Origin of the sequence: Mesorhizobium sp. LCM 4576 (assembly GCF_001854815.1) — a bacterium.
GTDB lineage: Bacteria > Pseudomonadota > Alphaproteobacteria > Rhizobiales > Rhizobiaceae > Mesorhizobium > Mesorhizobium plurifarium.
Map to the genome: position 1 here is coordinate 53,767 of NZ_MDDT01000045.1, position 25,155 is coordinate 78,921.

19 protein-coding genes are annotated in these 25,155 nt (G+C 64.5%); 9 read left to right on the top strand and 10 right to left on the bottom strand.

Annotated elements, in window-relative coordinates; all coding sequences use genetic code 11:
* Positions 1-233: 233 nt before the first annotated feature.
* Complete coding sequence (locus tag LCM4576_RS23625; protein ID WP_244510898.1) at positions 234-1,748, top strand: glycosyltransferase family 39 protein; 1,515 nt, start codon at positions 234-236, stop codon at positions 1,746-1,748.
* 90 nt (positions 1,749-1,838) lie between these two features.
* Here the strand turns inward: LCM4576_RS23625 and LCM4576_RS23630 are convergent, their stop codons facing one another.
* From LCM4576_RS23630 to LCM4576_RS23640, 3 genes are all read right to left on the bottom strand, one after another.
* Positions 1,839-3,212 carry a class II 3-deoxy-7-phosphoheptulonate synthase gene (locus tag LCM4576_RS23630; RefSeq protein ID WP_071034901.1) on the bottom strand — a complete coding sequence of 458 codons (1,374 nt, stop codon included), beginning with the start codon at positions 3,210-3,212 and terminating at the stop codon, positions 1,839-1,841.
* Between the two features lie 212 nt (positions 3,213-3,424).
* Positions 3,425-6,922: a transcription-repair coupling factor gene (mfd, locus tag LCM4576_RS23635; protein ID WP_071034902.1), complete on the bottom strand. Its 3,498-nt coding sequence runs from the start codon at positions 6,920-6,922 to the stop codon at positions 3,425-3,427.
* Between the two features lie 13 nt (positions 6,923-6,935).
* Positions 6,936-7,223: a succinate dehydrogenase assembly factor 2 gene (locus LCM4576_RS23640; RefSeq protein WP_040982359.1), complete on the bottom strand. Its 288-nt coding sequence runs from the start codon at positions 7,221-7,223 to the stop codon at positions 6,936-6,938.
* Positions 7,224-7,316: 93 nt separating this feature from the next.
* Between LCM4576_RS23640 and recG the strand changes: the two genes are divergently transcribed.
* Positions 7,317-9,425 carry an ATP-dependent DNA helicase RecG gene (gene recG / locus LCM4576_RS23645; RefSeq protein WP_071034903.1) on the top strand — a complete coding sequence of 703 codons (2,109 nt, stop codon included), beginning with the start codon at positions 7,317-7,319 and terminating at the stop codon, positions 9,423-9,425.
* Here recG and LCM4576_RS23650 read toward each other — a convergent pair.
* The 7 genes from LCM4576_RS23650 to LCM4576_RS23680 form a co-directional block, all read right to left on the bottom strand.
* Positions 9,377-10,132 (bottom strand): DUF502 domain-containing protein, encoded by a 756-nt coding sequence (locus LCM4576_RS23650; RefSeq protein WP_071034904.1) that lies wholly within the window; start codon positions 10,130-10,132, stop codon positions 9,377-9,379. The genes recG and LCM4576_RS23650 overlap by 49 nt on opposite strands.
* An 83-nt stretch (positions 10,133-10,215) precedes the next feature.
* Positions 10,216-10,515 (bottom strand): HigA family addiction module antitoxin, encoded by a 300-nt coding sequence (locus LCM4576_RS23655; protein ID WP_040981456.1) that lies wholly within the window; start codon positions 10,513-10,515, stop codon positions 10,216-10,218.
* Between the two features lie 37 nt (positions 10,516-10,552).
* Positions 10,553-10,834, bottom strand: a complete 282-nt coding sequence (locus tag LCM4576_RS35105) for a type II toxin-antitoxin system RelE/ParE family toxin (protein WP_082037064.1) — start codon at positions 10,832-10,834, stop codon at positions 10,553-10,555.
* Between the two features lie 95 nt (positions 10,835-10,929).
* The gene (gene glmS, locus LCM4576_RS23665) at positions 10,930-12,753 is read right to left on the bottom strand and encodes a glutamine--fructose-6-phosphate transaminase (isomerizing) (protein WP_071034906.1); all 1,824 of its coding nucleotides are present in this window, start codon (positions 12,751-12,753) and stop codon (positions 10,930-10,932) included.
* A gap of 335 nt (positions 12,754-13,088) precedes the next feature.
* Positions 13,089-14,456, bottom strand: coding sequence for a bifunctional UDP-N-acetylglucosamine diphosphorylase/glucosamine-1-phosphate N-acetyltransferase GlmU (glmU, locus tag LCM4576_RS23670; protein WP_071034907.1), 1,368 nt, complete (start codon positions 14,454-14,456; stop codon positions 13,089-13,091).
* Between the two features lie 145 nt (positions 14,457-14,601).
* The gene (locus LCM4576_RS23675) at positions 14,602-15,039 is read right to left on the bottom strand and encodes a hypothetical protein (protein ID WP_071034908.1); all 438 of its coding nucleotides are present in this window, start codon (positions 15,037-15,039) and stop codon (positions 14,602-14,604) included.
* A 78-nt stretch (positions 15,040-15,117) separates the two neighbouring features.
* A complete protein-coding gene (locus tag LCM4576_RS23680; RefSeq protein ID WP_071034909.1) occupies positions 15,118-15,864 on the bottom strand; it encodes a cytochrome c biogenesis CcdA family protein in 747 nt (248 codons plus the stop codon).
* 166 nt (positions 15,865-16,030) lie between these two features.
* Here LCM4576_RS23680 and LCM4576_RS23685 point away from each other — a divergent pair, with 166 nt between their 5' ends.
* From LCM4576_RS23685 to LCM4576_RS23715, 7 genes are all read left to right on the top strand, one after another.
* Positions 16,031-16,408: a hypothetical protein gene (locus LCM4576_RS23685; protein WP_071034910.1), complete on the top strand. Its 378-nt coding sequence runs from the start codon at positions 16,031-16,033 to the stop codon at positions 16,406-16,408.
* 278 nt (positions 16,409-16,686) lie between these two features.
* The gene (gene topA / locus LCM4576_RS23690; RefSeq protein ID WP_071034911.1) at positions 16,687-19,254 is read left to right on the top strand and encodes a type I DNA topoisomerase; all 2,568 of its coding nucleotides are present in this window, start codon (positions 16,687-16,689) and stop codon (positions 19,252-19,254) included.
* Positions 19,255-19,260: 6 nt separating this feature from the next.
* Positions 19,261-21,570 carry a ribonuclease R gene (gene rnr / locus LCM4576_RS23695; protein ID WP_071034912.1) on the top strand — a complete coding sequence of 770 codons (2,310 nt, stop codon included), beginning with the start codon at positions 19,261-19,263 and terminating at the stop codon, positions 21,568-21,570.
* Positions 21,570-22,016 (top strand): DUF983 domain-containing protein, encoded by a 447-nt coding sequence (locus LCM4576_RS23700; protein ID WP_071034913.1) that lies wholly within the window; start codon positions 21,570-21,572, stop codon positions 22,014-22,016. Before rnr ends, LCM4576_RS23700 begins: the two co-directional genes overlap by 1 nt.
* Positions 22,017-22,104: 88 nt before the next feature.
* Positions 22,105-22,845 carry an NUDIX domain-containing protein gene (locus LCM4576_RS23705; RefSeq protein WP_071034914.1) on the top strand — a complete coding sequence of 247 codons (741 nt, stop codon included), beginning with the start codon at positions 22,105-22,107 and terminating at the stop codon, positions 22,843-22,845.
* A gap of 20 nt (positions 22,846-22,865) precedes the next feature.
* Entirely contained in the window at positions 22,866-24,041 is a 1,176-nt protein-coding gene (locus LCM4576_RS23710) for an MFS transporter (protein WP_071034915.1), read from the top strand.
* 90 nt (positions 24,042-24,131) lie between these two features.
* A complete protein-coding gene (locus tag LCM4576_RS23715) occupies positions 24,132-24,617 on the top strand; it encodes a hypothetical protein (RefSeq protein WP_071034916.1) in 486 nt (161 codons plus the stop codon).
* Positions 24,618-25,155: the final 538 nt, after the last annotated feature.

The following is a 25,155-nucleotide window of genomic DNA, read 5'->3' on the forward strand; positions in this document are numbered from 1 at the left end:
GCGCTCCGAATAGGGGGCCGGCTCAAGCAACGATCAGCCGGGGGGGCCATGCCCGAAGCGCCGGCGATGGGTTCCATCGCAATCTTGGTTTTACAATGTTGCGGAAGAATACATTTTCGTAAGCTTTTGCTATCGGACTGTTCAGCAGTCCACCGGTGTGATTTTAGGCCCGCATGTCGAGAACCACTGAATCCGTTCATCTTTGGCCGTCGGCAATCGCCGCGGAGGGCAATTTGCCTTCGATCTGGAACGGATTGGTCCGGCACCCATGGCGATTGCTGGCGCTTTTATGCCTGGCGCAGATCGCTTGCTGGACCGTCATGCCGGCGATCGTCAATGTCGGGCCGCCCCGCGACGTCGTCGAGGGGTTCATGTGGGGCCGCGAGTGGGTGCTGTTGACCTACAAGCACCCGCAGCTGCCGTGCTGGCTGCTCGAGATCAGCCATCTCCTGACCGGCTCGTTCCGCTGGCCGCAATACATGCTGTCGCAATTGATGATCTCGACGACGTTCGTCCTGGTCTATCTGCTTGCGCGCGACATCATGGGCTCGACCCGCGCGCTCGCCGCCGTGCTGTTGATGCCCTCGATCTACTTCTTCGGCTGGCCGACCCCGCAATTCAACCATGACTACGCGCAGATGCCTTTCTGGGCCGGCATATCGTGGCTGCTGTGGCGTTCGGCGTGCGATGGACGGCCGGGCTGGTGGCTCGCTCTCGGCCTYGTTTCCGGCCTGGGGCTCTACGCCAAATTCTCGACGGCTTTGCTGCTCGCCTTTGGCGGCATCTGGATACTATACGACGCCCGTGCCCGAAGCCGGCTTGCCACGCCATGGCCATGGCTCGGCCTCGCGGTTTTTCTTGGCGTCGTAACACCCCTGGCGATTCAGCTTGCCCGCCTCGACTTCTTGCCGTTGACCTATGCCGCGCATCGCAACGCCTGGGTGCTCGCCAACCGCGCCCGGCTTTACTATATCGGCGTTCAGCTTGCCGGGCTCGCCGYGCTTCCCGTCGTGCTCGCTCTTTCCGGCCTGCTGCGACGGCAGGCCGACTCCGCGCAAGCCCCMTTACCGGCCGCCCCCGAGCGGCGTGCGGTTGTCTACCTGGCATGGATGGGTCTGGGGCCGGCGCTCCTGATCATGGTCGCCTCGCTGTTTACCGGCACCGGCGAGTCCTGGGGCGCGACGATGTACAATCTCGTCGGGGCCCTGGCAATCGCACTTCTGGGCCAGCGGCTGGGACCTGCTGAATTGCGCCGGTTGGCGGTGCTGGCGCTGCTCTGCGTGGTTGGCGTATCGAGYGCCTACGCGGTTACCCGCTGGACAGGTTGCAACGTCCTTGGCCGCCTGCAGCCGATGTGCTGGCCGGCGCGATCGATCTCGCAGACGGCCGAGGCGATCTGGCATGAGACGGTGCCCGGACCATTGGGCATTGTCGGCGGCGATGACGGCGTGGCCCAGCTTGCCGGACTGGAAGCCACGGACCAACCTTCCATCTTCACGACCCTCGACCGGCGCCTTGCCCCCTGGATCACGGACCAGCGCCTGCGGGACCAGGGCATGCTGCTTGTATGGCCGCACGGCTGGAATCTCTCCCCGCAACAGCAGGCCTGGATTGCCGGCCTGCCGGTCAAGACGGTGCCATTCGACTGGTCGCTCAAAGCACCGCCCTTGGAGATCAGCTTTGCCGTCATTCCGCCCGGCAGAGCCAACTTCCCGGGCGACCCGCCCGGACCGCCCGATCCGGAATGAYCCGCGATCCGAATTGAAGTTTATCAGCCCGACGTCAAAAGGCGCCGGCGTCGCCGCCAGCGCCTCCAATGATCGGCGTCCGAGCCTCGCTCAGGCGTTGGCGGCCTGCTTGTGCTGGACCGGATGGCTCTTCTTCAAGAGGTCCGACACCAGGAAGGCGAGCTCGATCGCCTGGTCGGCGTTGAGGCGCGGATCGCAATGGGTGTGATAGCGGTCCTGCAGGTCTTCCGCCGTGATAGCGCGGGCGCCGCCCGTGCATTCGGTGACGTTCTTGCCGGTCATCTCGACATGGATGCCGCCCGGATGCGTGCCCTCGGCCCGGTGCACCTCGAAGAAGGTCTGCACTTCCTTCAGGATGCGGTCGAACGGCCGCGTCTTGTAGCCGGCCGCCTCGATCGTGTTGCCGTGCATCGGGTCGGATGACCACACCACGTTGCGGCCTTCCTTCTTCACCGCGCGGACCAGCTTCGGAAGATGCTCGGCGACCTTGTCGGAGCCGAAGCGGGCGATCAGCGTCAGCCGGCCCGGCTCGTTCTCGGGATTGAGCAGGTCGATGAGTTCCAGCAAGCCATCCGGCGTCAGCGACGGGCCGCATTTCAGGCCGAGCGGATTCTTGATGCCGCGGCAATATTCGATATGCGCATGGTYGGGCTGGCGGGTGCGGTCGCCGATCCAGATCATGTGGCCCGAGGTCGCGTACCAGTCGCCGGAGGTCGAATCGACGCGCGTCAGCGCCTCTTCGTAGCCGAGCAGCAGCGCCTCGTGGCTGGTGTAGAAATCGGTCTCGCGCAGCGCGAAATTGGTCTCCGACGTGATGCCCACCGCGCGCATGAAATCCATCGTCTCGGTGATGCGGTTGGCGAGCGCACCGTATTTCTCGCCCTGCGGGCTGTCGGCGACGAAACCCAGCATCCAGCGATGTACATTCTCCAGGCTGGCATAGCCGCCCTGCGCGAAGGCGCGCAGAAGGTTGAGCGTCGCGGCCGACTGGCGATACGCCATTTCCTGGCGCGCGGGATCGGGGACGCGCGACTTGGCGTCGAACTCGATGCCGTTGATGATGTCGCCACGATAGCTCGGCAGCGTCAAGCCGGCCTTGGTCTCGTTGTCGGACGAGCGCGGCTTGGCGAACTGGCCCGCGACGCGGCCGACCTTCACCACCGGCTGCGCGCCGGCGAAGGTGAGCACCACCGACATCTGCAGAAAGACGCGGAAAAAGTCGCGGATGTTGTCGGCGCCGTGCTCCGCAAAGCTTTCGGCGCAGTCGCCGCCCTGCAGCAGGAAGGCTTCGCCGGCGGCGACCGCTGCCAGTTGCTTCTTCAGCTTGCGCGCCTCGCCGGCAAAAACCAGCGGCGGATAGGTTGCAAGCCGCGCCTCCGTGGCTTGCAAAGCCCCAAGGTCCGGATAGGCCGGGACCTGCTTGATCGGCTTTGCCCTCCACGAATTCGGCGACCATTTCGTCATCRCTGCACCCAAACGCCCTTTCGGAGCAACTCCGGGAAAATGCGAAATTTCCGTCCGGAATTGCATCAAACAAACCGGYGAGCGTCCTTGCCCGCCATTCCAGCCTCGATACGAGGTCGCGGCTCCTTACACGAAGCCGACTGCCTATTCTAGCCGGGTTTTTCAGTGGTGGCGAATGCGTTGGGCTATCCGGCTTGCCGAGGTGGGCGTCGTTAGGCGGCTTTGTCGACCAATCTTGCCAATTGGGTCATGACGACAGCCGAGCCGGCAAGCCGCTTCTCCGCATTCGGCCAGTCGCGGATGAAGACGACGCTGTGGTCGGCCCTGATCTTGGCCAGCGAGCCCTGCTCGCCGATGAATTTCACCAGCCCGACCGGATTGGGGAACTCGCGCTTGCGGAAATGGATGACGACGCCCTTGGGACCGGCATCGAGCTTCTCGACATTGGCCTTGCGGCAGAGCGCCTTGATGAAGACGATCTTCAACAGATGCGTCACCTCTTCCGGCAGCGGCYCGAACCGGTCGATCAACTCGGCGCCGAAGCCGTCGATCTCCTCGGTGGTCTCGAGGTCGCCCAGGCGCCGGTAGAGCGCCATGCGGAGCTGCAGGTCGGGCACATAGCTTTCCGGGATCATCACCGCCGTGYCGACCGCGATCTGCGGCGACCAGCCGCCGTCCTGGACTTCGCCGGTGTCCTTCACCTCCGCCACCGCCTCTTCCAGCATCTGCTGGTAGAGCTCGAAGCCGACCTCCTTGATGTGGCCGGACTGCTCTTCGCCCAGAAGATTGCCGGCGCCGCGGATATCGAGGTCGTGGCTGGCCAGTTGGAAGCCGGCGCCGAGCGTGTCGAGCGACTGCAGCACCTTCAGCCGGCGCTCGGCCGTGTCGGTCAGCTTGCGGTTGGCCGGCAGCGTGAACAGCGCATAGGCGCRCACCTTTGAGCGACCGACGCGGCCGCGCAGCTGGTAGAGCTGCGCCAGGCCGAACATGTCGGCGCGATGGATGATCAGCGTGTTGGCGGTCGGGATGTCGAGGCCGGATTCGACGATGGTGGTCGACAGGAGCACATCGTACTGGCCGTCGTAGAAGGCGTTCATGATGTCGTCGAGCTCGCCCGGCGGCATCTGGCCATGGGCCACCGCCACCTTCAGCTCCGGCACCGATTCCTTCAGGAAATCATGGATTTCCGAAAGGTCGCTGATGCGCGGCACGACGTAGAAGGAGTGGCCGCCGCGATAGCGCTCGCGCAGCAGCGTCTCGCGGATGACCAGCGGATCGAAGGGCGAGATGAAGGTGCGCACCGCCATGCGGTCGACCGGTGGCGTGGCGATCAGCGACAGCTCGCGCACGCCGGTCAGCGCCAGCTGCAGCGTGCGCGGGATCGGCGTCGCCGACAGTGTCAGCACATGCACATCGTTCTTGAGCTCCTTCAGCCGCTCCTTGTGCTTGACGCCGAAATGCTGCTCCTCGTCGATGATCAAAAGCCCGAGATTCTTGAACGAGATCGAAGACCCAAGCAGCGCATGCGTGCCGACGACGATGTCGACCGTGCCCTCGGCAACGCCTTTCTTGGTTTCGGCCAGTTCCTTGGAGCCGACGAGGCGCGAGGCCTGGGCGATGCGGATCGGCAGGCCTGAGAAGCGCTGCGAGAAGGTCTTGAAATGCTGGCGCGACAAAAGCGTTGTCGGCACCACGACCGCGACCTGGAACCCTTCCATGGCCGCGATGAAGGCGGCGCGCAGCGCCACTTCCGTCTTGCCGAAGCCGACGTCGCCGCAGACCAGCCGGTCCATCGGCTTGCCGGCGCCGAGATCGTCCATGACGGAATCGATCGCTGTCTGCTGGTCGTCGGTTTCCTCATACGGGAAACGCGCGGCAAACTCGCCATAGAGCCCCTCGGCCGGGATCATCGCGGGCGCGGAACGCATCTGCCGCTCGGCGGCGATGCGGATCAGTTGCCCGGCCATGTCGAGCAGGCGCCGCTTCAGCCGCGCCTTGCGCGCCTGCCAGGCGCCGCCGCCCAGCTTGTCGAGCGTCGCCTCCGCCGAATCCGAACCGTAGCGCGACAAAAGCTCGATGTTTTCCACCGGCAGGAACAACCGGTCGTCGCCCGCATAGTGGATTTCCAGGCAGTCATGCGGCGCGCCCACCGCCTCGATGGTGCGCAGGCCGATGAAGCGGCCTATGCCGTGATCGGCATGGACGACGATGTCGCCGGAAGACAGCGACGACGCCTCGGCGATGAAATCGGAAGCCTTCTTCTTGCGCTTGGAACGCCGGATCAGCCTGTCGCCGAGGATATCCTGCTCGGCGACGACGACCAGACCGTCGGTCTCGAAGCCGGATTCGAGCGGCAGCACGGCAAGGCCCGCCTGCCCCGGCTCGAGCTTTTCGACCTCGGCAAGCGTCGCGACGGTCTTCAGATTGCCGAGATGATGCTCGGCGAGAATTTGCCCGAGCCGGTCGAGCGAGCCTTCGGTCCARCCGGCAACGATGACACGGCGACGCGCCGCGCGCTCGTCGGCAATGTGTTTTACGACGACGTCGAAGACATTGATGCTCGGATCGGCGCGCTCCTCGGCAAAGCTGCGGCCATGGCGCGAGCCGGCATGAAAAACCTTCTTGCCTCCGACATCGGGCGCATCGAACACGGTGAAGTCGATGTCTTCGCGCGGGCCGAGCGAAGCCTTGAGATTGTCCGGCGACAGATAAAGCAAGTCCGGCGCCACGGGCTTGTACGGCACGGCGTCCTTCAGCGCGCTGTCGGCCTGCTTCCGGCGCGCCTCGTAATGGTCGAGGATCAGCGTGTGCCGCTCGGCCAGCGCCTCATGCGCCAGATGGTCGAAGACCACGGGCGCGTCCGGCAGATAGTCGAACACCGTCTCCAGCCGTTCGTAGAAGAAGGGCAGCCAATGTTCCATGCCTGCGAAGCGTCGTCCTTCGCTGACCGCCGCATAGAGCGCGTCGTCGCGTGAGGGCGCGCCAAAGGCCTCGATGTAGGAGCGGCGGAAGCGGCTGATCGTCTCGGGCGTCAGGGCCACCTCGCTCATCGCCTGCAGCGACATCGACTTGCGCTGCCCGGTGGTGCGCTGGGTCGCGACGTCGAAGACGCGGATCGATTCCAGCGTGTCGCCGAAGAAATCGAGGCGCAGCGCCTCGCTCCAGCCAGGCGCGAAGAGGTCGAGGATGCCACCGCGTACGGCGAATTCGCCAAGGCCGCGCACCGTCGGCACGCGTTCGAAGCCGGAAACCTCCAGCCGCGCGATCAGCGCGTTCATGTCGATCTGGTTGCCGGGCCTGGCGTGGAAAGTCTGCGCTTCGATCAGCTCGGCCGGBGGGATACGCTGCAAGAGCGCGTTGGCGGTGGTGAGGATCACGGCGCGATGCGGCCTCTTCGCCAGCGCGATCATGGCCGAAAGCGCGTCGAGCCGCCGCGCCGCGGCGTCCGCTCCGGGCGAAACGCGATCGTAAGGCAGGCAGTCCCAGGCCGGCAGTTCCAGCACCGGCAGGCCTGGCGCGGCAAAGGCGAGCGCCTCGATGATCGCCGGCAGCCGCTGGCCGTCGCGCGCGACGAACAGCACCGGCTTGTCGGGCGCGATTTCCCGTGCCGTCTCAACCAGGGCGAAGGCTTCATAGCCGTCGGCGACACCATCGACGGTGAACTGGCCAACGCGGCCCTTGGGCAGGCCGATGGAAGGGATGAGGCTCATGGATAGGCGTTTTTCAAAATGTCATGGTCCGGCGCGACGCCAGGATCTTTTGCAGAACCGCGCAATCGATATCGGGCGGAACCGGGCGTTCGCCGGTGACCATCGGGAAAAATTCGGTGTCGGGAATTTCGAGAAGTCTCTCATATTGGTTGATTTCATCGCCGGTCAAGGCGCCGATCTCGGCGTCGGCGAAGGACCCGAGGATGAGGTCCATCTCGCGCATGCCGCGATGCCACGAGCGGAATAGGAGCTTGCGGCGGCGGGCATCCAGCCCCTCGCTTGATCGCTGTGTTCCGGTCATGTCGCCGCATCCCTGTCCAAAGCGGCGCATATAGCGTGGATAGCGGGCGGTGTCAGCCTTTGCGCTGCGGCTGTCGCGACATAAGCTGACACGATGCGTCCCACCATCCTCGATCCTCTGTTCGTCCCGATCACCTCGCTCGCCGGCGTCGGCCCGAAGGTGGGCTTGCTGATCGAGCGTGTCGTGCCGGCCGACCTTGGCGATCGCGCCGCGCGCGCGGCCGACCTCCTGTTCGTGCTGCCCAACACCGTGATCGACCGCCGCAACCGGCCCGGCATCGCGTTGTCGGCGGAGGGCCAGATCGTCACGCTCGAGGTGCGGGTCGATCGTCACCAGCCGCCGCCGCGCGGCAACAGGTCGGTGCCGTATCGCGTCTACGCCCATGACGACACCGGCGAGGTCGCCCTGACCTTCTTCCATGCCCATGCCGCCTATCTGCAGAAGATGCTTCCCGAGGGCGAGCGCGTCGTGGTTTCGGGCCGCATGGAGTGGTTCAACGGCCGCCCGACCATGGTCCATCCCGACCATATCGCGCCGATCGACGAGGCCGAGGGCTTGCCGCTGGTCGAACCGGTCTATCCGCTGACGGCCGGCCTGTCGGCCAAGGTGCTGCGCCGCGCCATCGGACAGGCACTCGGCCGCCTGCCGGAACTGCCGGAGTGGCAGGACGACGCCTTCATGCGCCGCCATACCTTTCCATCCTTCGGCGATGCTCTCGCCCGCATCCATTATCCCAAGGACCCGATCGACGTTGCCGTCGAGGGACCGGCCTGGCGCCGGCTTGCCTATGACGAGCTGCTGGCCGGACAGGTTTCGCTGGCGCTGGTGCGGGCGAGAATCCGCCGCCTCTCGGGCCGGCCACTCGTGGGCGACGGCCGCATCGTCGAGAAGCTGCGCGCCGCCCTGCCCTACAAGCTGACCCCCAGCCAGGAATTCGCGCTCGGCGAGATCAACGCCGATCTCGCCGACCCCGAGCGCATGCTGCGCCTGCTGCAGGGCGACGTCGGCTCAGGCAAGACGGTGGTGGCGCTGCTTGCCATGGCGCGCGCGGTCGAGGCCGGCGGCCAGGCGGCGCTGATGGCGCCGACCGAAATCCTGGCGCGCCAGCATCTGGCGACCATCGCGCCGCTGGCGGAAAAAGCCGGCCTGCGCCTCGCCATCCTGACCGGGCGTGAAAAAGGCCGCGAGCGTGCCGAGACGCTGGAAGGTCTCGCCAGCGGCGCGATCGACATCGTCGTCGGCACGCATGCGCTGTTCCAGGAGACCGTGACATTCCACGACCTGGTGCTCGCCGTCGTCGACGAGCAGCACCGCTTCGGCGTGCACCAGCGCCTGGCCATCACCGCCAAGGGCGATGCGCCCGACATGCTGGTGATGACGGCGACCCCCATTCCGCGCACGCTGGTGCTGACCGCCTTTGGCGACATGGACGTCTCGAAGTTGACCGAGAAGCCGGCCGGCCGGCAGCCGATTCGCACCGTGACCTTGCCGATGGAGCGCCTGGATGAGTTGGTCGGCCGCATGCTCGATGCCGTCGCCGACGGCCAGAAGATCTACTGGATCTGCCCGTTGGTCGAGGAATCCGAGGAAATAAAACTGATGTCGGCGGAGGACCGGTTCGCTTCGCTGAAACCGTTGTTCGGCGACCGGATCGGCCTGGTGCACGGCCGCATGAAGGGCGCCGAAAAGGACGAGGCCATGCGCGCCTTCAAGCAGGGTGAGACGCGCATCCTCATCGCCACCACTGTCATCGAGGTGGGCGTCGACGTGCCCGACGCCACGATCATGGTGATCGAGCATGCCGAACGCTTCGGCCTTGCGCAGTTGCACCAGTTGCGCGGCCGCGTAGGGCGCGGCGACAAACCCTCATCATGTGTGCTGCTTTACAAGGACCCGCTCGGCGAGACCGCGAAACGCCGGCTTTCGGTGATGCGCGAGACCGAGGACGGCTTCAAGATCGCCGAGGAGGACCTGAAGCTGCGGGGCGAAGGCGAGTTGCTGGGCACCCGCCAGTCCGGCACGCCCGGCTTCCAGGTCGCGCGCCTGGAGTTTCATGCGGACCTGCTCGAAGCCGCGCGCGACGACGCGCGGCTGATCCTGTCGCGCGACCCGGAACTGCAGTCCGAACGTGGCGAGGCGCTGCGCCTGCTGCTTTACCTGTTCGGCCGTGACGAGGCGGTACGGCTGCTGCGCGCCGGCTGAGCGGCGCCGACCGCCGGGTTGGCAAGGCCGCCTTCGACGGGCTCGCCATTCAGCGTCACYAGCTTGGCCTTGACTTCCGGTGCCACCATGCCGGCCGACACGATCAGCTTGGCGCCGTCCTCGATCGACATGTCGAGCGGCACGATCTCGGATTTATGCACATACATCAGGAAGCCGGTAGTCGGGTTGGGCGTGCAAGGCATGAAAACCGCGACCAGCGGATCGCCTTCCTGGTCGAGCTTCTGGTTGATCTCGGTTTCCTTCTCGCTGGCGACGAAGACCAGCGACCACACGCCTTTTCGCGGATATTCGACCAGCCCGACCTGGCGGAACATGTCGCCCTTGTTCGACARCACCGTCTCGAAGATCTGCTTCAGCGAGCCGTAGATGCCGCGCACCAGCGGCATGCGGCCCAGCAGCCGCTCGCCGAAATTGACGATGGCGCGGCCGACGATGTTCGCCGTGAGGAAGCCRATCAGGGTGATCAGCACCAGCGCCACGATCAGCCCGAAGCCGGGCACCGGGAACGGCAGATAAGTATCGGGATTGTAGCGGACCGGGATATAAGGCTTCACCCAGGAATYGACCCAGCCGATGAGCGACCAGGCGATATAGGCCGTGATCGCCAGCGGCGCGCAAACGACGAACCCCGTCAGGAAATAATTCCTCAGCCGGGTCATGCCAGAGGTCTTAAGGGCGTCGGACATGGGTTCACCGCGGCGAAGGTTGCAGCGCCGAGATTAGTGAACCGCGAGCCGGTTTGGAACTGCGAAGTTTTTAAAGGGCGCGCTTATGCGGCTGTGTCCAAAGGCACGATCCTCTCGAGTTCCGACGCTATTTTCCTCGCTTCGGTCTCCAGTTCGTAGGCCTTCTGGAAATTCATCCAGAACTCAGGCGTGGTATTGAAGAACCTGGCGAGACGAAGCGCAGTATCCGGCGTAAGACCAACCTCTTCCTTGACGATGCGCTCGATCCGCGTGCGCGGAAGGTTCAGCTTCTTCGCCAGCGCACCAGCGCTCATGCCGAGCGGCACCAGATACTCTTCACGCAGGAACTCTCCCGGATGGATAGGGCGTGCGAACTTGAGCATAGCTCAGTATCCTCAAAGGGTTAGGGCGAGTGCCCGCTCAATGGTAGTCCACAATCTCCACATCTTCGGCACCGGCGGCAGTCCATCTGAAGCAGATCCGCCACTGATCGTTGATGCGTATCGAATGCTGCCCGGCACGATCCCGCTTCAAAGCCTCCAGGTGGTTTCCGGGTGGCGACCGAAGGTCATTCAGTTGGACTGCATTATCAATCGCCCGGAGCCGTCTTTCAGCACGGGCGACCAAATCCGGCGGAAATCCCTTAGGTGCCCTGCCAGCCGCTACCTCTTCGACCGTCTTGCCTTTGAATGAAACGATCAACAGCCTCCCCCACGCATTGTATCATACCCTGATACGCAGCTGGCCGCAAGATCATGTATCATCAATTGATACAGATCGATCGTAGGAACGCAGCCCTACTCCACCGTCACCGACTTCGCCAGATTGCGCGGCTGGTCGACGTCGGTGCCCATGAAGACGGCGGTGAAATAGGCCAGCATCTGGATCGGCAACGCATAGATGATCGGCGCGATGATCTCCGGCACATCGGGCAGGATGATCGTCTCCATCGTCTTGATGCCGGCCTGCGCCGCGCCCTTTTTGTCGGTGATCAGGATGATCTTGCCGCCGCGCGCCGCCACTTMCTGCATGTTCGAGACCGTCTTTTCGAAGATGCGGTCATGTGGCGCGATCACGATCACCGGCATGTTCTCGTCGATCAGCGCGATAGGTCCGTGCTTCAGTTCGCCGCCGGCATAGCCCTCGGCATGGATATAGGAAATCTCCTTGAGCTTCAGCGCGCCTTCCATCGCCAGCGGGAAATTGGTGTCGCGGCCGAGATAGAGCACATCCTTGTAGCGCGCGAGCTCGCGCGAGATGCGTTCGATCTGCTCGTCGAGCTTCAGCACCTGGGTGGCGAAGCGCGGCGCTTCGGAAAGCTCGCGCACCAGCTGCTTTTCCTGATCGGGCGAGATGGTACCGCGCGCGACGCCCGCGCGGACCGCGAGGGCAGCCAGGACGGAGAGCTGACACGTAAACGCCTTGGTCGAGGCGACGCCGATCTCCGGGCCGGCAAGCGTCGGCAGCACGACGTCGGATTCACGCGCCATGGTCGATTCGCGCACATTGACCACGGCGCCGATCTTCATGCCGGCCTTGCGGCAATAGCGCAGCGAAGCCAGCGTGTCGGCGGTCTCGCCCGACTGCGAGATGAAGAAGGCCGCGTCATTGGCCGAAAGCGGCATCTCGCGGTAGCGGAACTCCGAAGCGACATCGATATCGACCGGCAATCTCGCATAGCGCTCGAACCAGTATTTCGAAATCAGCCCGGCGAGATAGGCGGTGCCGCAGGCCGAAAGCGCCAGGCGCCCGATCCTGGCAAAGTCGAACGGCAGGTCGAGCGGCTTCGACTTGCCGGAAACGAAGTCCACGTAATGCGCAAGCGTGTGCGAGATCACCTCCGGCTGCTCATGGATCTCCTTCTCCATGAAATGCCGGCGGTTGCCCTTGTCGACCATGAAGCTGGTCGACAGCGACTGCTGGCGCTTGCGGTCCACCTTGTTGCCGTCGATGTCGTAGATGGTCACGCCATTGCGACGCACGACCGCCCAGTCGCCATCTTCCAGATAGGTGACCGCAYTGGTGAAGGGCGCAAGCGCGATCGCATCGGAGCCCAGGAACATCTCGCCCTCGCCATGGCCGACTGCCAATGGCGGCCCGTTGCGGGCGCCGACGATCAGGTCCTCGTCGCCCGTGAACATGATCGCCAGAGCGAATGCGCCGTGCAGCCGCCTCAGCGCCGCATGGGCGGCTTCCACCGGCTTAACCCCCCTGGCGAGTTCGCGCGCCACCAGATGCGCGACGACCTCGGTATCGGTCTGCGAAGCGAAAGAGTAGCCGTCCCGGGTGAGCTCGTCGCGCAGCTCGGCGAAATTCTCGATGATGCCGTTGTGGACGATGGCGACACCCTTGGAAAAGTGCGGATGCGCATTGGTCTCGTTGGGAACGCCATGCGTCGCCCAGCGCGTGTGGCCGATGCCGATCGTCCCCTCGAGCGGCTCGTCCTTCAGCCGCCTTTCGAGGTTGATGAGCTTGCCTTCGGCGCGGCGCCGTCCAAGCTCACCCCTCTCGATGGTGGCGACGCCGGCCGAGTCATAGCCGCGATATTCAAGCCGCTTCAGCGCGTCGACGATGAGCGGCGCGACCTGGCTTCGGCCGACAATTCCAACGATACCGCACATGGCGCTTGTCCCCGTTTCCCAGCAGAAAACCCAGCGTTATCTATGGATTGCCGGGCGGTGGCGAAAGTCACTTTGCGTTTCGTTCCGTGTCAAAACGGAACCCTGTTCGAGCACCATCATGGCAGAGGGCCATTGCGATCCAGTTACCGCAATCGCTCCGTTTTTTCGGCCGCTTCCGCACCGAAACACACACGCGCATTGCCGTTCGACTGCACTGTGAAGTACCGCTGCTGTGGCGAGTATCATTTGCCGCGGCGGTGCGTCATCCTCCAAATGACGATCCACGCTGGACCGCGCAAGTCGGCTTTGGACGCGGCCGGCGCAGCCCGCGCAACCTATTCCGCCGCCTTCTTCCTGGCCGCTGCGGCCGAGGCAAAGCGCTCACGCAACTCCTTGCCCTTGCCGGGGATCGTCTTCTGGCGGGCGCGGCCGAAGGCCAGCGCGTCGTCGGGCACGCTTTCGGTGATCACGCTGCCGGAAGCGATGTACCCGCCCCTGCCGATCGAGACCGGCGCAACCAGCGAGGAATTCGAACCGACAAAGGCGCCCTCGCCGATATCGGTGAAGAATTTCGAGTAGCCGTCATAATTGCAGGTGATGGTGCCGGCGCCGATATTGGCCGCGGCCCCCACGCGCGCATCGCCGATATAGGTCAGGTGGTTGACCTTGGCGCCCTCCTCGATCGTCGCCTGCTTGACCTCGCAGAAATTGCCGACCTTTGCCTTGTTTCGAAGATCCGCCCCGGGCCGCAGCCGCGCGAACGGCCCGACATCGCAATTGGACGCGATCGTTGCGCCCTCGATGTGGCTGAAGGCGTGAATCCGGGCGCCCGAGGCGATCCTGACGCCCGGGCCGAACCAGACATTCGGCTCGACGATCGTGTCGGCRCCGATTTCGGTGTCATGCGAGAAATAGACGGTTTCGGGCGCGATCAGCGTAACGCCGGACAGCATCGCCTCGCGCCGCCGGCGCGCCTGCCAGATGCCCTCGGCCTCGGCGAGCTCGGCCCGATTGTTGATGCCGAGCGCGTTYTCAAAACTCGCTTCCGTGGCCACGACATCGAGGCCTCCAGCGCCTGCGATCTCGACGATGTCGGTGAGATAGAACTCGCCCTTGGCGTTCTCGTTGCCGACCTTGTCGAGCAGCCGAAGCGCATGCCTGCCCGCCACCGCCATCATGCCGGCGTTGCAGAAGCCAATCTTCTTTTCCTCGTCTGAGCAGTCTTTTTCCTCGCGGATGGCGACGAGCCGGCCGTCCTTTTCGATCAAACGGCCATAGCCGCTCGGGCTTGGCGGGCGGAAGCCGATGACGGCAACGGCAGCGCCGGCCGCGAGCTTCTGCCGCGCGGCGGCCAGCGCTTGCGCATCGATCAGAGGCGTGTCGCCGAACATGACGAGGATGTCGTCGTAACCTTTTGATATCGCTTCGCGAGCGGCGAGCACGGCATGCGCGGTGCCGAGCCGCTTCTCCTGCACGAAAGTCTGYGCCGTCGGCGCGAATTTCTGCGCCGCCTTGCGCATCTCCTCAGCGCCGTGGCCGATCACCAGCGCCACGCCGGTTGCGCCGGCAGCCTCGGCCGCTTTCACAACATGCGCAACCATCGGCAGGCCGGCAATGGCATGCAGCACCTTGGGCATGGCGCTTTTCATGCGCGTGCCTTCGCCGGCGGCGAGGATGATGGACAGGCAGGATCTCTGGCTCATGGATGGGCAACCGTATGAAAAGGTTTGAAACAACGCAGGCTAACAGCGCAGGCCATGCTGCACCAATGCGGTTAAATTCCGGTGCTATGGGGTCGGCAACTGACTTTTAATCGGCCAGTCTATCGGGAGAAACCAGCAATCGCCTCTACAACAGGCCGTGTTTTCTGAATTCCGCCTGCTCGTCGCCGGCGACCCAGCCAAACACCTTCAGGCTGCCGTCGCGCCGTTCGATGAGATAATCAACCTCGAAGTCGATGGTGACCGGACTTTTGTCCTTGCGCTCATATTCGCCCGACCATTGCACCTTGGCCACRCAATGGTCCTGGTCGATGGCCGTCACCGAGACATCCTTGCAGGTCATCGTCTTGCTGCCCATCGCCCGATAGGTCTCAAAACCGTTCTTCATCACGTCCTTGAATTGCGGACCGTTCTCGCCGGTTATGACGCCGGCCGGCGTGACCGATACAAATCCGGTCGAGTACATCGCCCCAAAATCGTCCATATCGACATTGCCGGCGATGGCGTCGTTGTAGACCTTCTCATAGGCCTTGAAGAACTTTTGCACGTCCGCTTCGGCCACCATTTTTGCCTCGCCGCAACTGTTTGAGCACAAGCTTGCAACGCCCAACGTTCAGCCATCGTTCCGGGGTGGCGGCAGCGGCTATCCCAACCGTCCCAGCACCGGGAAATTCTCCAGCAACCAGTAGGATGCGCTCTGCACGCCGCCGGTGAGGAAAAACACGCCGGCGACGACCAGGAGCGCGCCGATCGCCTTCTCGACGCGGCCGAGATGGACGCGGAATTTGCCGAGGAAGCGCATGAAGGCGCCGGAAAACAGCGCCGCGATCAGGAACGGAATGCCGAGRCCGAGCGAGTAGGCGGCGAGCAGCAGCGCGCCCTCGCCCACCGTCTCGCGCCCGCCGGCCAAGGTCAGGATCGGACCGAGCACAGGGCCAATGCAGGGTGTCCAGCCGAAGGCGAAGGCGAGCCCCATGACATAGGCCGCGATCATGCCGGCGGGCTTGCCCTGCGACTGGAAGCGCGCCTCGCGCGACAACAGCGGAATACGCAGGATGCCGAGGAAGTTGAGGCCCATGATGATGATCARCACGCCCGCCGCCATCGCCAGCGGCTCCTGCCAGACGCGCAGCAAGCGGCCGATGGTCGAGGCGCCGGCGCCGAGCGCGACGAAGACGGTGGAGAAGCCGAGCACGAAGGCCAAGGACGCGTAGAGCAGCGCGCCGCGCGTGCCCTCGCGCGCCGTTACACCRGCATTGCCGCGGAAATCATCGACCGAGACGCCGGCCATGTAGCAGAGATAGGGCGGCACCAGCGGCAGAACGCAAGGCGACAGGAACGAGATCGCCCCTGCCCCGACCGCGCTGACATAGCCGATGTCCAATGCCATCCAATGAGTCCTGATTGTGTTGGCGTCGATATAGCGATGCGGGCGCGCCCCTGCCAATCACCATTGTGTGGCACGTCGCCGCTTCGCGAAGGAAGAAACGGCAGCCTCAATGCGTTGTTCAGGTGAGCGCGCGATTGCCGCGTGCTTGTTCTCAGGGAGATTTATCATGAAAGCGATTGCACTCGGGTTTGCCRCCCTTTTGCTCGGCACCGCCGCGTCCCACGCCGCCGAGGCATGGAAGGAAGCCCAAGTCGGCGGCACCAAGATCTATACCGACGCCAAGGGCATGACGCTCTACACCTTCGACAAGGACGAGAAGGGCCAGTCCAACTGCTACGACAAATGCGCCGCCAACTGGCCGCCGCTGAAAGCCAAGGCGAGCGCGAAGACCGAAGGCGAATGGTCTGTCGTCAAGCGCAAAGACGGCACCCACATGTGGGCCTATGACGGCAAGCCGGTCTACACCTTCGTCAAGGACAAGAAGGCCGGCGACATGACCGGCGAAGGCGTCGCCGGCGCCTGGCACGTGGTCAAGGCTGACTGAACTCACGCTGTTGAACGCTTTGGCTGCCGGCACCCTCGATCCGGCAGCCAGTCGTCTTTTGCCGGCCGTCCGCCCGGTTCGGGGCATGCATGCCTTCATCCCCAAAAATGTGATCTTTGCCATACACTCTAAGAGTGTATCGCCGATCGCCGCTTCCCAAATTGGCCGCTTCCCCTTGACCGATTGCAAAAGCACGGCCATGTGAGCGACGAAAAGAGTGGGATTTCGTCGTGCGTCGCGGAGTTCTTCCGCCACCTCACAGCTGATTAAGAGACCTCATGGACGTCGTCGTCGTCGAATCGCCGGCCAAGGCGAAGACAATCAACAAATATCTCGGCAAGAACTATAAGGTCCTGGCCTCGTTCGGCCATGTCCGCGATCTGCCGGCCAAGGACGGCTCGGTGCGGCCCGACGAGGACTTCGCCATGTCCTGGTCGGTCGACACCGCGTCCGGCAAGCGCCTCGCCGACATCGCCAAGGCGGTCAAGGATGCCGATGGGCTGATCCTCGCCACCGACCCGGATCGCGAGGGCGAGGCCATTTCCTGGCATGTGCTGGAAGTCCTGAAGCAGAAGCGCGCGCTGAAGGACAAGCCGGTCAGCCGCGTCGTCTTCAACGCCATCACCAAGGCCTCGGTGCTCGACGCGATGGCCAATCCGCGCCAGATCGACGCCCCGCTGGTCGATGYCTACCTCGCCCGCCGCGCGCTCGACTATCTCGTCGRCTTCACGCTGTCGCCGGTGCTGTGGCGCAAGCTGCCGGGCGCCCGTTCCGCGGGCCGCGTGCAGTCGGTGGCGCTGCGCCTCGTCTGCGACCGCGAATCCGAGATCGAGCGCTTCACCCGCGAGGAATACTGGCAGATCGCCGCCATCCTCGACACGCCGCGCAACGACAGTTTCGAGGCGCGGCTGACTGCCTATGCCGGCAAGAAGTTGCAGAAGCTCGACATCGCCAACAAGGCGCAGGCCGACGACATCAAGGCGATGCTCGAGGGCGCGACCTTCAAGGCACTGTCGGTCGAGGCCAAGCCCACCAAGCGCAACCCCGGCCCGCCCTTCACCACCTCGACGCTGCAGCAGGCCGCCTCCTCGCGGCTCGGCTTTTCGGCCAACCGCACCATGCAGGTGGCGCAAAAACTCTATGAAGGCATGGATGTCGGCGGCGAGACCGCCGGCCTCATCACCTATATGCGAACCGACGGCGTGCAGATGGCGCCGGAAGCGATTGAGGCCGCCCGCAACGCCATCGTCAGCGAGTTCGGCGCCAAATACCTGCCGGAAAAGCCGCGTTTCTACACCACCAAGGCCAAGAACGCCCAGGAAGCCCACGAGGCGATCCGCCCGACCGATTTCAGGCGCACGCCGGCTTCGGTGCGGCAATATCTCGATGCCGACCAGGCCCGCCTCTACGAGCTGATCTGGAAGCGCGCCATCGCCARCCAGATGCAGCCGGCCGAGATCGAGCGCACCACGGTCGAGATCGAGGCGGTCAACGGCGCCCGCACGGCGGAGCTTCGCGCGATCGGCTCGGTCATCCGCTTCGATGGCTTCATCGCCGCCTATACCGACCAGAAGGACGAGGACGCGGAGGACGAGGAGAGCCGCCGCCTGCCCGAGATCCGCTCCGGCGAGCAGCTTGCCCGTCAGGCGATCAACGCCACCCAGCACACCACCGAGCCGCCGCCGCGCTATTCCGAGGCTTCGCTGATCAAGAAGCTGGAGGAGCTGGGCATTGGCCGGCCGTCGACCTACACCGCGATCCTGAAGACGCTCGAGGACCGCGACTACGTCACCATCGACCGCCGCAAGCTGGTGCCGCAGGCCAAGGGCCGGCTGCTCTCGGCCTTCCTCGAAAGCTTCTTCGAGCGCTATGTCGAATACGACTTCACCGCCTCGCTCGAGGAAAAGCTCGACGAGATTTCCGACGGCAAGCTCGCCTGGAAGGACGTRCTGCGCGACTTCTGGAAGGATTTTTCCGGYGCTGTCGACGACATCAAGGAACTGCGTGTCGCCGACGTGCTCGATGCGCTCAACGAAGAGCTCGCGCCGCTTGTTTTCCCGGAGCGCGAGGACGGTTCCAATCCGCGCATCTGCCCGAAATGCGGCACCGGAAACCTCTCGCTGAAGCTCGGCAAGTTCGGCGCCTTCGTCGGCTGCTCGAACTATCCGGAATGTTCCTACACTCGCCAGCTCGGCGACGCCGCCAATCCCAATGGCGAGAACGGCAATGGCGAGGATGGCGTCAAGCTGCTCGGCAAGGACCCCTACACGGCCGAGGAAATCACGCTGAGGAGCGGCCGGTTCGGCCCTTATATCCAGCGCGGCGAAGGCAAGGAGGCCAAGCGCTCGAGCCTGCCCAAGGGCTGGACGCCCGAACAGATCGACCACGAGAAGGCGCTGGCGCTTTTGTCGCTGCCGCGCGATGTGGGAAAACATCCAGAGACCGGCAAGATGATCTCTGCCGGACTCGGGCGCTACGGCCCGTTCGTGCTGCATGACGGCACCTACGCGAATCTGGAGAGCATCGAAGACGTGTTCTCGATCGGCCTGAACCGCGCCGTCTCGGTGATCGCCGAGAAGCAGCAGAAGGGCAAGGCTGGCCGCAACGGCGCCACGCCGGCGGCGCTGAAGGAGCTTGGCGACCATCCCGACGGCGGCGGTAAGATCACGGTACGCGACGGCCGCTACGGACCCTATGTCAATTACGGCAAGGTCAACGCGACGCTGCCCAAGGGCAAGGACCCGCAATCGGTGACGGTGGAAGAGGCGCTCGCCCTGATTGCGGAAAAGGAAGCCAAGGGCGGAGGCGCCAAGAAGCCCTTCCGCAGGGCGGCGAAGAAGGGATAGCAGGACGTGGCGCGCAGGATCTCCGGAAGAAGCCACGGCGATCCGCGCCACGCCGACACGAGGGCCAAGGTGGTCAAGGATGATTACCGGCCCTCGCGTGACGAGATCCTGCGCTACATTGCCGAAAATCCGGACCGCTCCGGCAAACGCGAGATCGCCAAAGCCTTCGCGCTGCGCGRCCAGGATCGCGTCTGGCTGAAAGACATGTTGCGCGACCTGCAGGACGAAGGCCTGCTGACCAAGGAACGCAAGCGCCTCAGCCGCGCGGGCGCCGTGCCGCACGTCGCCGTGCTCGATATTTTCGGCCGCGACGACGACGGCGTGCTCTTGGCCAATCCGAGCGAATATACCGGCGCCGGTTCTCCGCCCGTCATTGCCATCCGTATTTCGCGCGGCGCCAGCGGCCCGGTGCCTGGCATCGGCGACCGTGTGCTCGCAAAAACCTTCCCGACCGACGATCCGTCAGGCCCTGCCTATACCGGGCGGGTGATGAAGATCTTCGAGAAACGCAGCGATGCGGTGCTCGGCGTGTTCCGCGTGCTGAAGGACGGCACATTCCGCATCGAGCCGGTCGAACGCCGCCAGCCGGAACTGATCGTCGACAAGGAATTCCAGAATGGCGCCAAAAACGGCGACCTCGTCGAGGTCGAGCCGGCGCGAGCATCCCGTTACGGACTACCGCGCGCCAAAGTGCTGGCGGTGCTGGGATCTTTGAGCAGCGAAAAGGCGGTCTCGATGATCGCCATCCACGCCCACGACATTCCCCATGTCTTTCYGGCGGACGTGATCGCCGAGGCCGAAGCGGTGAAATCGGCGACGCTCGATCACCGCGAGGATTGGCGCGACCTGCCGCTGGTGACCATCGATCCGGCCGACGCCAAGGACCATGACGACGCCGTTTTCGCCACGCCTGATTCGGACGAGAAGAATCCCGGCGGCGTCGTCGTCACCGTGGCGATCGCCGATGTCGCGGCCTATGTGCGTTACGGCACACCGCTCGACCGCGAAGCCTTGAAGCGCGGCAATTCGGTCTATTTTCCGGATCGGGTCGTGCCGATGCTTCCCGAACGCATTTCCAACGATCTCTGCTCGCTGCGCGAGGGGGAGGATCGTCCGGCCATCGCCGTGCGCATGACCTTCTCCTCGGAAGGCCGCAAGGTCAGGCACTCCTTCCACCGCGTCATGATGAAGTCGGCGGCCAAGCTCGCCTATCCGCAGGCGCAGGCGGCGATCGACGGCGTKCCCGACGACAAGACGCGGCCGATCCTGGACAGCGTCCTGAAGCCGCTCTGGGATGCCTATGCCGTGCTGAAGCGCGGCCGCGACGCCCGCCAGCCGCTGGAGCTTGACCTTCCGGAGCGCAAGATCCTGCTCAAAGCGGACGGCACGGTCGACCGCGTCGTCGTGCCGGAGCGACTCGATGCGCATAAGCTCATCGAGGAGTTCATGATCCAGGCCAATGTCGCGGCCGCCGAGACCCTGGAGGGCAAGAAAGAGCCCCTCGTCTACCGCATCCATGACGCGCCGTCGCTCGCCAAGCAGGAATCGCTGCGCGAGTTCCTGCAAACGCTCAGCCTGTCCCTGGCGCGCGGCGCGCAGATGCGGCCGAGCCAGTTCAACGGCATTCTGGAGCGGGTGCGCGGCGCCGACAACGAGGCGCTGGTCAACGAAGTGGTGCTGCGCTCACAGAGCCAGGCGGAGTATTCGCCGAAGAACATCGGCCATTTCGGCCTCAACCTCAGTCGCTACGCGCATTTCACCTCGCCGATCCGCCGCTACGCCGACATGATCGTGCACCGCGGTCTGATCGCGGCGCTTGGCCTCGGCCCCGGTGGCCTGACGCAGCAGGAAGCGGACCGGCTGGAAGAGGTCGCCGCGCTGATCTCGGCCACGGAACGGCGCGCCATGGCCGCCGAACGCGATACGGTCGACCGGCTGATCGCCGCCTATCTCGCCGAGCGCGTCAACGACACCTTCGACGCGCGCATTTCCGGCGTCACCAAGGCGGGACTCTTTGTCCAATTGCCGCAGTATGGCGCCGACGGCTTTATTCCGGTGTCAAGTCTGGGCGGCGATTACTATATCTATGACGAAACCGCTCGCTCGCTGTTCGGAGAACGCACCGGCAAGGGCTATCAGCTTGCCGACCGCGTCGAGGTGCGGCTGCTCGAGGTCGCGCCGATGGCCGGCGCGATGCGTTTCGAGATGCTGACCGACCCGAAGCCCCTGCCCGGCTCGAGGCGGTCGTTCCACAAGGCCAAGGGCCGCGCCCGCGCGTCGCAATCGCGCGTCGGTCCGCGCGGCAGGAGACGGTAATGCCAGGGAATTTCCAGGTGGAAGAACAGGTTTTGGGCGGCGAGCATCATTCGGGCCGCGTCGCGCGTCCGCTGTGGACGGCGATGAAGCGCGGCTTGCTCGGTCGCTGCCCGCATTGCGGCAAGGGAAAGCTGTTCCGCGCCTTCGTGAAGCCCGTGGACAAGTGCGAGGTCTGCGGCGAGGAACTGCACCACCATCGCGCGGACGATCTGCCGGCTTATCTGGTCATCGTTATTGTCGGCCATATCGTGCTTGGCGGCTTCATGGCCGCTGAGGCCACGTCGACGCTGTCGACCTGGCAGCACGCGCTGATCTGGGTGCCGCTGACCATTGTTCTCGCCGTCGCGCTGCTGCAACCGGTCAAAGGCGCCGTCATCGGGCTGCAATGGGCGCTCTATATGCACGGCTTCGGCGACGAGAAGGAAGAATTCGAGGGCCATTCATAAGCCAGGTTGCACCGCTGTCCGCCCTGGTTCAAAGGCCGCGACGCGCAAGCCACTTTCGCATCAGGGAAGTTTCCGCTAGGTCGAGCGCATGGAAGGAATGACCAAGGCGGATGTCGACAAGCTCGATAAGGGCCTGGCCGTGCGCAGCGGCCGGGCGTTGCGTCCGCGTGATGCCGCGACCCTCATTCTGCTCGATCGCCGGGACAAGGAAGTCCTGGTGCTGATGGGCAGGCGCCATGCCAGGCACGCCTTCATGCCCGGGAAATTCGTCTTCCCCGGCGGCCGCACCGATCCCGCGGACAGCCGCATTCCCGTCGCCCAGTCTCTGCGCGGCGAAGAAGAGAAAAAGCTGGTCGCCGGTCCCGGCCGCGCCAGCGCGGCGCGTGCGCGGGCAATCGCCCTGTCGGCGATTCGCGAGACCTATGAGGAAGCCGGCCTGCTGATCGGCCGCAAGGGCGCCTTCGCGACCGCCAAGCGCGACTGGCAGGGTTTCGCCGAACATGGCGTTATCCCGTCGCTGGAAATGCTCCGCTTCATCGCCCGCGCCATCACCCCGCCCAATCGCGTGCGCCGTTTCGACACGCGTTTCTTCAGCGCCTGGCGCCACGACGTTGCCGTGGAATTGCCCGGCRGCGGCCCGACCAACGAGCTGGAGGAACTCGTCTGGCTGCCGCTTGCCGATGCCCGCAAGGCCGACATCCCCGACATTACCGGYATGATCCTGGAAGAGCTGGAAGGTCGGCTTGCCGACGATCCCTCGCTGCGACCGGGGGGCGCCGTGCCGTTCTTCCGGCTCGTCCGCAATCGCTTCGTCCGCGAAGTCCTTTAGAAGCAGAGCATTTTGATCCCATGACGGTCGATACCCAACAACAGGGCGACGAACGCGTACACTGGCTGCCGATGGTCGCGGCGATCTCCTCGATCAGCGTCGTCGGCATCGCCATCGGCCTCGGCATGCCGCTGCTCAGCGTCATTTTGGAAAGCCGCGGCCATTCCGCTTCGATGATCGGCCTCAACACCGCCGTCGCCGGCCTCGCCTCGATCGCCGGCGCGCCGCTGGCGACGCCGCTTGCCATGCGGCTCGGCGTCGCCTGGACCATGCTTTTAATGATCGCCATCGGCGCGCTCGCTTTCGTCGGCTTTCATTTCGCGCCGGATTTCTGGATGTGGTTTCCGCTCCGCGTCGCCCTGCACATCTCGCTGACGGTGCTGTTCATCCTGTCGGAATTCTGGATCAGCACCTCCGCCCCGCCCAGCCGCCGCGGCCTTGTGCTTGGCATCTACGCCACCGTTTTGTCACTTGGCTTTGCCGCCGGACCCTGGCTATTCGCTCATCTCGGCAGTTCGGGCTTTCTGCCATTCGGCGTGACCATAGGGCTGGTGACGCTTGCCGCCATTCCGGTGCTTGCGGCCCGCAACGAGAGTCCGAGCATCGTCGCCGAGAGCGAGACCAGCCATTTCCTGCGCTACATCTGGCTGGTGCCGACCGCTACCTTCGCGGTGCTTGTCTTCGGCGCGGTCGAGACCGGCGGTTTCTCGCTGTTCCCCGTCTATGGCAGCCGGATCGGCTATTCGGAGGCCGACGCAGCGCTTCTGCTGACCATGATCGGGCTCGGCAACGTGCTTCTGCAGATCCCCATCGGCATGATCAGCGATCGTATCTCGGACCRCCGCCATCTGCTTCTGGGCTGCGCCACCGTCGGCCTCGTCGGCACCGTCTTCATGCCGTTCTTCGCGCAAAACTGGCATCTGATGGCGGCGCTGCTGTTCGTCTGGGGYGGCGTCGTCGCCGCCATGTACACGATCGGCCTGGCCCATCTCGGCTCTCAGCTTTCCGGCCATGAACTGGCGTCCGCCAATGCGGCTTTCGTGCTTTGCTATGGTGTGGGCATGGTGATCGGCCCGCAGGCGATCGGCATCGGCATGGACGCCTTTGGCCCGTCGGGATTCGGCTGGTCGCTCGCCCTTTTCTTCGCCGCCTACATGCTTCTGGTCCTGGTCAGATTGGTGCGCAAGATTCTCTAGGCACATGCCCTGAGCGTCGGGCATCCTGACATCACCGTGTCAGCAGCACCCCTGCTATACCTGCCTCCAACGTGAGGCAGGAGAATTGCGATGATCGACAGCGGCTTTGAGACCAAATCCCTCAGGATGGAACTGCTTCTGCTCGTCACATTCCAGGCGCCGGCCGCCGATGTCGAGCGCATCATGGAGGCGGTGGTGGCGATCACGCCGCTGCGCATGGGCAAATATGACGCCAACGCCTATCAGTCGGCGCAAGGCATCGAGCGCTACCGGCCGCTCGAAGGCGCCGCCGCCGGCGCCGAGACGGAATTGCGCCGGCGGCCCGGCACCGTCGAGGTGTCGTTCGAGATCGCCGACGACCAGGCGCTCGCCGCCCGCGTCGTCGAGGCGATATTCCAGGCCCATTCCTATCAAGAGCCTGTCATCCGCATCCAACCGCTGCTCGCCAGCCGTTCCAAAGGACTGGACGACCGCGCCAATCCCAACCGCTGGTGGAACACGACGGGAGACTGGAAAAAGGCGGGCGAGGATCGACCAGGCAAGGCGCCACGGCCGGAATCGGTCGCGGCGGAGTGACGCTGCAACCTTGTAGTGTCCGAGGAAATCGATCGATGAATGACGAGGCAACCCGCAAGCCCGCACGCGATCCCCAGGACCTGGCGCGGCTTTTGGTTTCTCGCCAGCAGGCGGGAGACGCGGAAGGAATGGCTCTCTCTACACGCCCGATGCCATCCTCGATATCGGCGGCGGGCAGCTGGCGCGCGGCAGGGACGCCATCCGCGCGTTCTACGCCAGGTTGGTGATGGCTGGGCCAAAGTTTGAACTTGGGGATCAGCGTCCAGCCATGATCAACGGAGATTTGGCGCTCACGTCCACGCGCCTCCCCGATGGCACCGTGACAGTGGAAATTGCCCGCCGGCRAGGCGACGGGACATGGCTTTGGGTGATCGACCAGCCATCCGTCCTTCCATGAGCATGGCTCGTCGTAGTGCCCGAAACGATCCTCGGAAGGCACCCGGGCTGTCGGTAGCTAATCAAGTTGTCCGGTTTGGTAGCACATCATTTGTCCGCTTCAGTTTGCGTCGAAGCGGTTCACGCAGCTTGCCCAGTGGGG